This is a genomic window from Azospirillum sp. TSO22-1 (genome assembly GCF_003116015.1).
In the GTDB taxonomy this organism is placed as follows: Bacteria; Pseudomonadota; Alphaproteobacteria; order Azospirillales; family Azospirillaceae; genus Azospirillum.
The window spans coordinates 166,698-179,328 of the sequence record NZ_LGQZ01000027.1 but is presented as its reverse complement, the minus strand read 5'-3'; the positions used below and the strand labels follow the sequence as shown (position 1 = coordinate 179,328).

Sequence of the window (12,631 nt, the reverse complement as noted above, 5' to 3'; positions counted from 1 at the left end):
AATACAGAACAAAATGATGGGTGCGGGCATGGCGGGCAAGGTCTTCACCGTGGCGCAGCAGAAGGGCGGAGCCGGCAAGACCACGCTGGTCGCGCATCTGGCCATCGCCTGGATGCAGCTCGGCTACAAGGTCGCCACGGTGGACATCGACCCGCAGGGCAGCCTGACCCGCTGGTTCGAGGTGCGCAGCGAGGCCACCGACGGCCAGCCCGGCTTCACCCACGTGCAGATCACCGGCTGGCGCACCCAGGCGGAGGTGGAGAAGCTGGCCCGCGACCACGACGTGGTGGTCATCGACAGCCCGCCGCACGCCCAGACCGAGGCCCGCATCGCCGTACGCGCCGCCAGCCTCGTCGTCGCCCCGGTGCAGCCCAGCCCGATGGACCTGTGGGCGGTGCAGCCCACCCTCGACCTGGCCAAGCAGGAGAAGCGCCGCCTGTTCCTGGTGCTCAACCGCGTACCGCCGCGCGCCAAGCTGGCCGACGAGCTGATCGGGAAGGTACGCGAGCTGGTGAACCCGCCCGACATCGAACTGGCCGAGGCGCAGATCGGCAACCGCACGGCCTACGCCGGCACGCTGCTGACCGGCCTGTCGGTCACCGAGGCCGCCAAGCGCACCCAGGCAGCAGCGGAGATGCAGACGCTGGCCACCGAGATCCTGCGCCAAGGCGCCTGATCTCAGGCCGCGCCGCGCACCGTCCGCCACGCGCTGACGCCGACGTAGTACGCGCCCGCCGCCAGCCACACCACGAAGGGCAGCACCGGGCGTTCCGGGTGGATGGCGACCAGCCACGCCGCCGATACCAGCCACGCCGCGGTGGCCAGCGCGTTCAGCGGCAGCAGCGCGCGCACCCGCAGCGGGTGCAGGAACTTTACCGGGATGAAGGTCAGCACGCCCAGCGCGGCGATCACCGCAGCGTTGACCGTCGGCCCCAGGCGCAGCAGCCACAGGCACAGCACCACCACGTTCCAGATCGCCGGGAAGCCGACGAAGTAATGGTCGGCGCTCTTCATCCCGGTGTTGGCGAAGCAGTACAGCGACGTCACCAGCATCCACGCCGCCGCCGGCATGGCGAGGCCGCGCGGCAGCAGGTCGAACCACACGACGAACACCGCCGGCACCAGCACGTAGGTCAGATAGTCGATCACCAGATCGAGCACCGCGCCGTCGATGCCCGGCAGCGCCTCCTTCACCCGCAGCGAGCGGGCGAAGGTGCCGTCGACGCCGTCCACCACCAGCGCCAGCCCGAGGAAGGCGAAGCACGCCGCCGCCTCCCCCTGCCCCGCCGCCATCAGCGCTGCGAAGCCCAGCACGGCACCGAACGCGGTAAACCCGTGCACCGCCCAGGCGGCGAGCCGCCGGCCGGCCGGAACCGCTCTGCTTGGCACCGCCCTACTCCGCCGCGCGGGTGTGCGCCGCCGGCGGCCAGCCGGCGAAGGCCTCGCTCTCCTCCAGCCCGCCCGGCAGCGGGCCGCCGGTCGCCCAGTCCAGCAGCTCCACCGTGTGCACGATGGGGATGCCGGTACCGGTGGCGATCTGGGTGATGCAGCCGAGGTTGCCGGCGGCCACCGCGTCGGGCTCGGTGCTCTCGATGTTGCGCACCTTGCGGTCGCGCAGCGCCTCCGACAGCTCGGGCTGCAGCATGTTGTAGGTGCCGGCGGAGCCGCAGCAGATGTGCCCTTCGGGGATCTCGCGCACCTCGAAGCCGGCGGTGCGCAGCAGGGCGCGCGGCGGGTCCTTGATGCGCTGGCCGTGCTGCATGGAGCAGGCGGAATGGTAGGCGATGACCTGCCCGGTGCGGCGCGTCGGCTCGGTCAGGCCGATCTCCGCCAGGAACTCGGTGACGTCGCGGGCGAGGGCCGCCACGCGCTTGGCGTCGGCCTCCAGCGCGTCGCCGGCGAACATGTGGCCGTAGTCCTTCACCGTAGTGCCGCAGCCGGACGCGTTGATGATGACGGCGTCCAGCCCGTTCCCGTCGATCTCACGCACCCAGGCGGCGATGGTGCTGGCGGCGGAGCCGTGCGACAGGTCGGTCTTGCCCATGTGGTGGGTGAGCGCGCCACAGCAGTCGGCGCCCTTCGACACCACCACCTCGACGCCGTGGCGGTTCAGCAGGCGGATGGTCGCCTCGTTGATCTGCGGCGCCAGCACCTGCTGGGCGCAGCCGATCAGCAGCGCGACGCGCTTCTTCCGCACGCCCTCGGCCGGGTAGACGCCGGGACGGTCGAAGGGACTCGGCCCCGGCACCGACTTGGGCGCCAGATGCAGCATGGCGCCGATGCGGCCGGGTATCAGGTTGCGGAACGGCCGCGCCACCCAGGCGCCGAGCAGCGCCAGCCGGAACAGGCGCGGGTTCGGCAGCACCCTGGCCAGCAGGTCGCGCAAGTGCCGGTCGACGGGGGAGCGGGTGTGGGTCTTCTCGATGTGCTCGCGCCCGCGGTCGATCAGGTGCATGTAGTCCACGCCCGACGGGCAGGTGGTCATGCAGGACAGGCACGAGAGGCAGCGGTCGATGTGCTTGACCACCTTGGGCGAGGGCGGCCCGCCCTTCTCGAACATGTCCTTGATCTGGTAGATGCGGCCGCGCGGGCTGTCCAGCTCGTCGCCCAGCGTGATGTAGGTCGGGCACGTCGCCGTGCAGAAGCCGCAGTGCACGCACTTGCGCAGGATGCGCTCGGCCTCCTGGACTTCGGGCTTGGCGAGCTGGGCGAGGGTGAAGTTGGTCTGCATGGGCCTCACACCCCCGCGTAAAGGCGGCCGGGATTCAACAGGCGTTTGGGATCGAAGCTCTCCTTGACGCGCGCGGCCAGCGCGGCCAGGGGCTCCGGCTGCGGGTGGTAGACGGGCACGGAGGCGCGCACGTCGTCCGGCGCCCGGATCAGCGTGGCATGACCGCCGGTGCCGTCCAGGCATTCGCGAATGTCGGCATCGCCGGGCTCCGCCGCGACCCACAGCAGGCCGCCGCCCCAGTCGAAGTACACGTCCGCTTCCGTGATCTCGCGGATGGCCGCGGCGACGCGGGCGCCTTCGCTGGGGGGGACGGAGAGTTTCCACACCAGCCGCTCGGCCGGTTGGACGAAGTAGGCCACGTCCCGGATCTCCCGCCACAGCGCCAGCGAGTCGTCCCGCTCCAGCACCGCGTCGGCGCCCAGCTCGTCCTTCAGCGCCGCGACGCGGGCGGCGACCGACGGCCCGAAGCCCTCCAAGCGGATGCAGGTCGCAGCACCGCCAAGCCGCGCCACCACGCCCGAGCGCGCCGCCACGGCGGCCGGCAGGTGCGCGGCACCCGACACCTCGTGCGGGCTCTGCAAGGCGGAGGTCAGCGCCCGCACCGCTTCGGCGTCGCCCTTGCCGAGCAGCACCAGCGTCCGCACGTCCTCCGGCGCCGGGAGCACCTTCAGCGTCACCTCGGTCATCGCGGTCAGCGTGCCCATGGAGCCGGCCATCAGCTTGGGCATGTCGTAGCCGGTGACGTTCTTCACCACCTTGCCGCCGCCCTTATAGACCTCGCCGCGTCCCGACACGCCCTCGACGCCGAGGAAGTGGTCGCGCGCCGAACCGGCCTGGATGCGCCGCGGCCCGGTCAGCCCGGCGGCCAGCATGCCGCCCACCGTGCCGCCACCCGCAGGCAGGCCGTACAGCGGCCCGAGGTCCTGCGGCTCGAAGGCGAAGTGCTGGCGCCGCGCGGCCAGCATCGGCAGCACCTCGGCGAGCGGCGTGCCGGTCCTGACGGTCAGCACCAGTTCCTCCGGCTCGTAGGCCACCACGCCGGACAGCGCGGAGAGGTCGAGCGCATAGGCGGCCTGCACCGGGCGGCCCAGGCGGCGCTTGGTTCCGGTGCCCAGCACCTCCAGCGGCTCGCCGTGGCTGAGGGCCCACTGCATCGAGTCGGCGAGCTGGGCGGCGGTGTCGGGCTTGAAGGTCGTGATCGTCATACGGCCTCAGAACCTCGGAATGTCGGGGAACGGCAGCTTGCCGCCGGAGATGTGCAGGCGGCCAAGCTCGGCGCAGCGGTGCAGCTCGGGGAAGACCTTGCCGGGATTCAGCAGGCCGTCCGGGTCGAAGGCGCATTTCAGGCGCTGCTGCTGCTTCAGGTCGGCTTCGGCGAACTGGTGGGTCATCAGGTCGCGCTTCTCGACGCCCACCCCGTGCTCGCCGGTCAGCACGCCGCCGACGTCGACGCACAGGCGCAGGATGTCGTTGCCGAACTCCTCCGCGCGCTCCAGTTCGCCGGGGTTGTTGGCGTCGTAGAGGATCAGCGGGTGCAGGTTGCCGTCGCCGGCGTGGAAGACGTTGGCGACTCGCAGCCCGTGCTTCTCCGACAGCTCGCGCATGCGCTGCAACACCAGCGGCAGCTTCTTGCGCGGGATCGTGCCGTCCATGCAGTAGTAGTCGGGGCTGATGCGGCCGACCGCCGGGAAGGCCGCCTTGCGGCCGGCCCAGAACACCAGCCGCTCCTCCTCGCTGTTGGAGACGCGGGCGTAGACGGCGCCCTTGTCCCTGGCGATCGCCTCGACCGTGCCGATCAGGTAGTCCACCTCGGCCGGCGGGCCGTCCAGTTCGACGATCAGCAGCGCTTCCACGTCGAGGGGATAGTTGGCGTGGACGAAGTCCTCGGCGGCGTGGATGGCGGGCTTGTCCATCATCTCCATGCCGCCGGGGATGATGCCGGCGGCGATGATGGCGGCGACGCAGTCGCCGGCCTGCTCGTTGGTCGGGAAGCCCAGCAGCACGGCGCGCGCCGTGGCCGGCTTCTTCAGGATGCGCACCGTCACCTCGGTGACGACGCCCAGCAGCCCCTCCGAGCCGGTGACGATCCCCATGAGGTCGTAGCCGCCGGCCTCAAGATGCTTGCCGCCCAGGCGCAGGACGGTGCCGTCCATCAGCACCATCTCGACGCCCAGCACGTTGTTGGTGGTCAGCCCGTACTTCAGGCAGTGCACGCCGCCGGAATTCTCGGCGATGTTGCCGCCGATGGTGCAGGCGATCTGGCTGGAGGGATCGGGCGCGTAATAGAAGCCCTTGTGCGCCACCGCGTTGGAGATGCCGAGGTTGGTCACCCCCGGCTGCGCCACGACGCAGCGGTTGTCGTAGTCGACCTCAAGGATCCGGTTGAACTTGCCCAGGCCGAGCAGGATGCCGTCGGCCAGCGGCAGCGCCCCGCCCGACAGCGAGGTCCCCGCCCCGCGCGGCACGACCTTGACGCCCATCTCCTTGCAGGCCTTGAGCACCTGCGAGACCTGTTGGGTGTTGCTGGGCAGAACGACGACGAGCGGCGGCTGGCGGTAGGCGGTGAGGCCGTCGCACTCGTAGGCGCGCAGCTCGTCCTCGTCGACGATGACGCCTTCGCCGGGCACGATGGCGCGCAGGCGCTCGACGATCTCGCGGCGGCGGGAGATGATTCCCGCGTCCGGGGTGGGCATCTTCATGCCGGCCCTCTCCTCCCACTTGTTTCGTCAAGTGGTAGCACCGGCAAAAGCGGCCGGGCAAGGAAAGGATTCAGGCAAAAGCAAAGCCGCGCCGGGAACACCGGCGCGGCCTGAACACGCTCAACTGCGGCGCGGCCGGGCGGACCGGCCGGCGGTATCAGCCCTGGCGGGCCTTGAAGCGCGGGTTCTGCTTGTTGATGACATAGACGCGGCCCTTGCGGCGAATCACGCGGCAAGCCTTGTGGCGCGTCTTCATCGACTTGAGCGAGTTCACGATCTTCATGATACGAATTCCTGGTGCTTGAGATCAGCGGCGTGTTCGTAGGGCGCGGAACATAGTGCGGTGGATCGGGCGTGTCAACGCCCGATGGCACCCGCCGGCGACTCCCCTACTCGGCCGGCTTCAGCGCGTAGAACCGGTAGCAGCGCAGCCCGTTGTCGAGCGCCGACACGCGCCGCGCCCACAGTTCGATCTCGTCCATCACCGCCACCTTGGTGTCGTGCGCCAGGGAGTACTGCTCCAGCACCTGGGTGAAGCCCTGCAGCGCGGTGAGGATCAGGTGGCGGTGGGTGTCGGTGATGTCCTCGGCGATGCGCAGGTCGAGGTTGCGCTGGGCGAAGGCGTTCTGCATCTGCTCCAGCGACCACAGGTTGGGTTCCAGCGGCTCGTGCTCGGCCCAGGCGGCGACCAACCCGCGATTCGGCTTGGGGCCGAGGATGTAGTCGGTGATCAGCAGGTGGCCGCGCGGCTTCAGGGACGCCTCGATGCCGTCGAACATCTGGTCCTTGTCGCGGACGGTGAACAGGCCCTCCTTGTAGACGATGCCGTCGACCCGCTTGGGGAAGCTGAAGCGCTCGGGGTCGTAGCCCTCGATGGGCGCGCGCTTGTCGAGCCCGGCCATGTGCGAGCGCTCCATCCCCGCCTTGGCGAGCAGCGGCGAGGCCTCCAGCCCGGTCACCCAGCAGCCGAACTGCTGCGCCATGGTGCGGCTGGCGCCGCCCAGGCCGGCCGAGAGGTCGAGCGCGCTCATCGCCGGGTTGAGGCCCATCGGCTTGACCAGATAGGAGATGTGCTCGGTTCCGCCCGGCGTGCTGAAACCCTTGCCCCACAGCCGCTCCGCCACCTCGATTCGGGTGGCGTTCCACAGCGGCTTGCCCCAGCGGTTCTGCCCGGCCTCCGGCGGCTTGCCGGCCGGCTTGGCCGTCGCAGCGGGAGCGGACTCGGCCGGGTCCTCGCCCTTGCGCCGCTTCAGCCCGGCAAGGTCATAGCCCTCCCACCACGCGTGCAGGCGGGTCTTCAGCTTGAGGTGCGGAGCGTCACCAGGCTCGGTCTTGTCGGTCATCGCACGGCGCGCTCCGGCGCGCTTGATCCAGGGGTGAGTACGATACGATGCTGACGTTATCGTAACGCCCCCGCCCAAGGCTAATCAATAGTTGTCGCACCGACCTTCGTTGCCGGGGCGGCGGCGATGCGGGTTCCGCCCGAGCGCAGCACCGCCTGACAGGCGGACGGCAGGTGCGGGTTGCGCGGGCGCGCCCGCTCGGGCGGGGTCTCGGTCACCGGCACCGCGCGGCGCAGCCAGCCCTGCAGGTCGTCGTCGCAGCCGTCGCCGTCCGGCCGCTCGCGCTGCTCCTCGCACTGCGGGCTGCCCGGCGGGCAGCTCAGGCGGACATGCATGTGGCCGTCGTGGCCGTGCCAGGGGCGCAGCTTGCCCAGCCAGTCGCGGCTCTTCCACTCCCTGACGCACAACTCCCGCTTGATGGCCGGGCTGACGAAGATGCGCGACACGCGCGGGTCGCTGGCGGCGATGCGGATCATCTCCGCCTGCTTCGCCGACCAGTCCCCGGTGACGCGGCGGTCGTCGTAATCGACGTACTTGATCTCCTCCAGGTGCTCGCGCGCGGCGCGGCCCATGGGCGGCAGGTCGAGGCGCAGCCAGACGTCGGCGTCCAGGCCGATCTGGTGGCTGGCGTGGCCGAAGCTCATCGGCCCGCCGCGCGCCTGCGACATGTCGCCGATCAGCGCGGTTCCCAGCCCGGCCGTCGCCACCTTCTGGCCGAAGCCCCTGAGGAACTCCACCAGCGCCGGGTGGCCGTAGTTGCGCTGCCGCGACAGGCGGATCACCTGGTATCCAGTGCCCTCGCCCGGCAGCGCCATGCCACCCGACAGGCATCCCGCCGCGTAGCCGCCGATGGCCTGCGCCGCTCCCTGCGCCGGACCGTCGGTGCGGCTCCAGGCGATCGGGTTGTAGCCCTTGTTGGCGATCACCCGCGAGGCGACCGCCTTCTTTCCATGACGGTGCTTGCGCGGCTTCGCGTCGGCGTCTCCCGCGGTGAGGGCCAGCGCGCACACCACCACCAGCAACCCGCCGAGCATCCGCCGCATCGCCTATCCCCCGCCGAACGCGATAGGCGGATTTAAACTTAATGGTTCTTAACGAAACGTAGCGTTCGCGGGAGACGGGCGCATTTGTCACGGGTGCTTGTCTTGGGCCCTTGTTTCACGGACCGGCGACATCGACGATCTTCAGCTTGGCCGCGAGGCCTCCGTTCGGCGGCGGCGGGGCGGACGACGGCGCGGCGAACGCGCCGAAGAACTGGTCCAGCGTGCCGGTCGGCTTGCCCTTGAACAGCTGTTTCATGGTCTCCAGGCCCAGCCCGCGGTAGCTTTCGAACTGCGACTCGCTGAACCACTGGTCGCCGGTGCTCTGGTGCGGGAAATCCTTGTTGGCCAGGGCATAGGCCTGCACGTCGAGCGGCAGGTCCGGCAGGTAGGTCGGCTTGATGTAGAGGATCATGCCCTTGCCACCCTCGGGGTAGCGGATGGTGCCGACGGCGAAGGCGACGGCGTCCTTGTCGGCCTTGTCGTCCTTGCCGCGCGCGGCGATGCGCACCGGCTGGAACTCGATGCCGACGTTCTGGTCGATCATGCATTTGCGGACGGCGTTGCCGAGATCCTCGAACCCGCAGGCCGGGTCGCAGCCGGCGTCGCTGACCAGGATCAGCCGGCAGCGCCGCCGCACCATCTCGTAGATGCCCAGGTTGTCGAAGTGCCCGCCGTCGGAGAGGTAGACGTACGGCCCGCGCTCGTCCGCCTGGCCGGCCAGTTCGTCGAGCATGGGCACCAGCCCGAAGCGCGGCTCGGGCTTCGTCCACAACTCGCGGACCGCATAGGCCGGGTTGGGCAGCCAGGCGCCGAGGCGCACGTTGAACAGCGTCATCAGGAACGCCGTCGCCTTGGTCGAGTGGTAGCCCATGTTCGGGCTGGCCGCGGCGCCGGAGAGCGTCATGGCCGTCGCCAGACTGATGCCCGGCGGCGACGCGGTGAACGAATTCCCGGGCGCGCCGTTGCCGGGCGGCGTGGCGTACTGCCAGGAATCGTCGGGAATCTCCGGCCCGCCGTAGACCTTCGACGAGACATAGGCGCCGCTGCGGCAGGCCATGGGATCCCGCAGTTCCTTCAGGCTCAGCCCGTGCTCCGGCGTGCGGGGCTGCAGGTCGGCGCTGCCGCAGGCCAGCGGGGTGATGGTGAACGACATCGCCTTGCGCTCCTGCCAGGCGAGCCGGGTGCTCTTGGTCAGGTTCAGCGCGACGTTGACCACGGGGAAGAGGACCCGCCGCGGATGGTCGTCATCCCGGGGCGGCGTGTTCGCCTCGGTCGCCAGTTCCCACATGCGCGGGTTGTCGCCGCTGTCGAAGCCGGTGAACGGATGCGGCTCGCGCCCCTCGTGCGCCGAGCCCAGGAAGGCGCGCGCCAGACGGTTGCGGTAGAAGCCGTGCATGGAGAAGCGGTTGACGCCCACCCGGTAGGACATGAGGGCGGCCAGCCCCGCCATGAAGGCGGCGAGGAGCACCAGGGAACCGAACAGCTTGTCCTGCCACAGCGCCTGCGCGTCGGCATCGCCCAGCCAGCCGATCAGGACATTGACCTGCAGCCGGCTGAACAGCGCCAGCAGCCCGGCGATGCCCACGGCCGCCGCCACCGACAGCGCGATCTTGAGCGACGCACCGCACAGCGTCATCACCTTGCCGGCTTTCGACCAGGCGCTGCTGCCGCCGAACGCGGAGAACAGCGTGGACGCGGCGGCCACGGCGCTGCTGCTCCACGCCAGCGTGGTCTGCCCGTCCCACAGGAAGCGGGGCAGCAGCAGGCACGCCGCCGCGAGCAGCCCCCACGCGGCGGTCAGTTGCAGGCACACCGCGCTGACCCGCGCGATCCATTCCCGGTCATCGTCGCCGTCCGGCCGCTGCCGGCGGATCCCGCTGTGCAGCGACGCCTGCGCCAGGCAGGCGACGGCCACCCACACCGGCCCCAGGGCCGCCAGCGCGTCGAACTGCCACACCGGGCCGACCCGCCACAGGACCAGGCACCCGCCGGTCAGCAGGAGCGCACCGAACACCGACGACAGCGTCCAGGACAGCAGGTTCCAGGAGCGGAACGCCCCCGGGTCCTCGCCGCGCGCACGCCACCACGCCGCCAGATAGGCGGCCATCGACGCGCACCAGGTCAGCACGCCCAGCCACACCGCCAACGGACCGCGCGGGTCGGGGCCGTCCGGCGTCAGCAAAGGCGGCAGGGTCACCCCCGCCGCCGCAATGGCGTCCTTCGACGGCATCGTCAGGCACTTGAAGGACGCGCACCGGTCCGCCACCCACGACGCGCCGGGAAGGACCGACGGCAGATCGACGACGGCCGCCCCAAACCAGTTGGTGCCGGACACCGATCCCAGGAACAGCGCGCAGGCGAACGCCCAGACCATGGCGCAGGAGATGATGACGACGTGCGCCCTGCCCTTCGGTTCGAGCGCGGTGCCGCGCGGCGGCTGCAACGGCGGCCCGCCGATCCGATGGCTCGGCAGGTACCGGCACGCCCGGTACAGGCCGGCGGCATAGGCCGCGAGCCCGACAAGCAGGAGCAGGACCGAGAGGGCGAGCGGCGCCCCGCCGCGCGCTCCCTCCAGCCCGTCCATGCCGCGGGCGACCAGGTTCGGCAGGAGGGCGGCGCACATCAGCGCCGGCAGGAACACCCCCCAGTTCAGCAGCACGTTGCGGATGTACAGCACCACGCCGGTCCAGGTGTCCACCGACGCGGCGCCGACCTCCGGCGTCAGGAAGTTGGTCAGCTCCCGCAGGCGCTTCAGCGCCGGCGGTTCCACCGCCCCGCTGGTGGACAGCTCGGCCTCGACCTGGCGCACGGCTTCGCGGGGCGTCCTCCCCCCGAGCATCTCGTCCCGGATCCAGCGGGACAGCCAGCCGCCGATGTACCCGCCGCCGGACACCGTCGACAGGTAATGGAACTGCGTCAGCAGCCCCTCGCGCGCCAGCCCCTGGATGACGCCGAGCGCGAAGGCCGCGCTGCGGATGCCGCCGCCGGACAGGCACAGCGCGGCCTGCGGCGTCCCCACCTTGGCACGTTCGGCGACCGCGGCACGGTAATGATCCACCGCGTCGTGCTCGCACCGGCTGCGCTCGGTCGGGTCCATCGTGGCGGCCTGCGCCTTCACGCGCTCCTCGGCGGCGTCAAGCGCGGCCGACCGTCCCCAGATCTCCCGGTATTCGTCGAACAGCGCCTTGTATTCCGCCATGGGCGTGCTCTCAGGCGGGGTCTGTCCGGCCGCCGGCCTGAGCAGAAGCTTGTTGGTCCCATCGATGCTCTTGCCGACCGCGTCCCGCAGGCGTGAAGGACCAGGCCGTGCCGCGTTCGCCATGCCACCCTCCCCTTGCCGTCGGCGCCCCCAAGAGATCCGCTGCGAAAGCCAAAAGAAGACCCTCGCCCGGAACGCGAAGATCGCTCCGGTGCAGTCACGCCGCATCTTGAAAATCGAGGATGAAATGATAATTTGGAGTTGTAAACTATCCCGAAAAATATAGCTTATTCAAGACATATCATGGCATTCGCCCGCCCGCAGGGCGTTATCACCGACATAATATTCCCGCTCAGTCCAGCGTTTGGCGGTAGCGCTTCAACGCGATCACCGTGACCACCACCAGAAAGGCGGTCAGCGGCCCCAGCTCGCCCAGGATGTCGGACAGGCCGTTGCCCTTCAGCAGGATGCCGCGGACGATGCGCAGGAAGTGCGTCAGCGGCAGCACCTCGCCGATCGCCTGCGCCCACTCCGGCATGCCACGGAACGGGAACATGAAGCCGGACAGCAGCATCGACGGCAGGAAGAAGAAGAACGACATCTGCATCGCCTGCAGCTGGTTCTTCGCCACCGTCGAGAAGGTGAAGCCGACCGCCAGGTTGGCGGCGATGAACAGGATCATCACCACCGACAGCAGCGTCAGGCTGCCGACGACGGGCACACCGAACAGCAGCCGCGCCGCCGCCACGATGATCACCACCTGCACGTAGCCGACGCCGATGTAGGGCAGGATCTTGCCCAGCATCACCTCGAACGGGCGGACCGGCATGGCCAGCAGGTTCTCCATGGTGCCGCGCTCGCGTTCCCGGGTGACGGCCAGGGACGTCATCATCACCATGGTCATGGTGAGGATCGTCCCCATCAGCCCCGGCACCACGTTGTACTGGGTGATGCCCTCCGGGTTGTAGCGGCGGTGGACACGCAGCTCGACGGGGTCGGGGGTGGCGCGCAGAGTCGCCAGCGGCCCGCTGAGGTCGCGGTCGAGCGCGTTGCGGGCGATCTGGTTGAGGGCGCCCAGCGCGTTGGAGGTGGCGGCCGGGTCGGTGGCGTCGGCCTCCACCAGCAGCACCGGGCGGGTGCCGCGCTGCAGGTCGCGGCCGAAGCCGGCGGGGATGGTGACGGCGAACTGCACGCGGCCCTCGGACAGCAGCTCGTCCAGCTCGGCCTCGGAGCGGACGGCGCGGGTCATGGCGAAATAGCCGGAGTTGGCCATGGCGGCGACCAGCGTGCGGGCGAACGGCCCCTCGTCGGCGGCCAGCACGGCGGCCGGCAGGCGCTTGGGGTCGGAGTTGATGGCGAAGCCGAACAGGATCAGCTGCATGATCGGGATGGCGACCATCATGGCGAAGGTCAGCCGGTCCCGCCGCATCTGGATGAACTCCTTCACCATCACCGCGACGAAGCGGCGGGGGGAGAAGCGGGTGCCGGTCAGCATGGAACGCCTCCGCCCTCGCTTGCCCCCACCCTAGCCCTCCCCCGCTGCGCAGGGGAGGGAACTCCGCCGCGTGCTCCCCTCCCCTGCGAAGCGGGGGAGGGGTCGGGGGTGGGGGCAAGTG

Annotated in this window: 10 protein-coding genes; 1 reads left to right on the top strand and 9 read right to left on the bottom strand. The window is 70.3% G+C overall.

The genetic code is table 11. The features are described 5' to 3' along the window. Window positions 1-28 precede the first annotated feature (28 nt). On the top strand, window positions 29-676 hold the full coding sequence (gene parA, locus TSO221_RS08325) for a ParA family partition ATPase (RefSeq protein WP_109118060.1): 648 nt from the start codon (window positions 29-31) through the stop codon (window positions 674-676). Window positions 677-678: 2 nt separating this feature from the next. On the opposite strand, the gene TSO221_RS08320 is transcribed toward parA, so the two are convergent. From TSO221_RS08320 to TSO221_RS08280, 9 genes are all read right to left on the bottom strand, one after another. Then, window positions 679-1,389, bottom strand: coding sequence for a phosphatidylcholine synthase (locus TSO221_RS08320; RefSeq protein WP_109118014.1), 711 nt, complete (start codon window positions 1,387-1,389; stop codon window positions 679-681). 4 nt (window positions 1,390-1,393) lie between these two features. Further along, window positions 1,394-2,731, bottom strand: coding sequence for a glycolate oxidase subunit GlcF (gene glcF, locus TSO221_RS08315; protein WP_109118013.1), 1,338 nt, complete (start codon window positions 2,729-2,731; stop codon window positions 1,394-1,396). A 5-nt stretch (window positions 2,732-2,736) separates the two neighbouring features. Continuing rightward, window positions 2,737-3,936, bottom strand: a complete 1,200-nt coding sequence (gene glcE / locus TSO221_RS08310; RefSeq protein ID WP_109118012.1) for a glycolate oxidase subunit GlcE — start codon at window positions 3,934-3,936, stop codon at window positions 2,737-2,739. Between the two features lie 6 nt (window positions 3,937-3,942). Further along, entirely contained in the window at window positions 3,943-5,430 is a 1,488-nt protein-coding gene (locus tag TSO221_RS08305; RefSeq protein ID WP_109118011.1) for an FAD-linked oxidase C-terminal domain-containing protein, read from the bottom strand. A gap of 157 nt (window positions 5,431-5,587) precedes the next feature. After that, complete coding sequence (gene ykgO / locus TSO221_RS08300; RefSeq protein ID WP_012973122.1) at window positions 5,588-5,713, bottom strand: type B 50S ribosomal protein L36; 126 nt, start codon at window positions 5,711-5,713, stop codon at window positions 5,588-5,590. A gap of 106 nt (window positions 5,714-5,819) precedes the next feature. Beyond that, the gene (locus TSO221_RS08295) at window positions 5,820-6,773 is read right to left on the bottom strand and encodes a methyltransferase domain-containing protein (protein ID WP_109118010.1); all 954 of its coding nucleotides are present in this window, start codon (window positions 6,771-6,773) and stop codon (window positions 5,820-5,822) included. An 80-nt stretch (window positions 6,774-6,853) separates the two neighbouring features. After that, window positions 6,854-7,816 carry a penicillin-insensitive murein endopeptidase gene (gene mepA / locus TSO221_RS08290; protein WP_109118009.1) on the bottom strand — a complete coding sequence of 321 codons (963 nt, stop codon included), beginning with the start codon at window positions 7,814-7,816 and terminating at the stop codon, window positions 6,854-6,856. Window positions 7,817-7,931: 115 nt separating this feature from the next. Further along, window positions 7,932-11,015, bottom strand: a complete 3,084-nt coding sequence (locus TSO221_RS35900) for a patatin-like phospholipase family protein (RefSeq protein WP_247877953.1) — start codon at window positions 11,013-11,015, stop codon at window positions 7,932-7,934. Between the two features lie 352 nt (window positions 11,016-11,367). Further along, window positions 11,368-12,510 (bottom strand): ABC transporter permease, encoded by a 1,143-nt coding sequence (locus tag TSO221_RS08280; protein ID WP_109118008.1) that lies wholly within the window; start codon window positions 12,508-12,510, stop codon window positions 11,368-11,370. Window positions 12,511-12,631 lie beyond the last annotated feature (121 nt).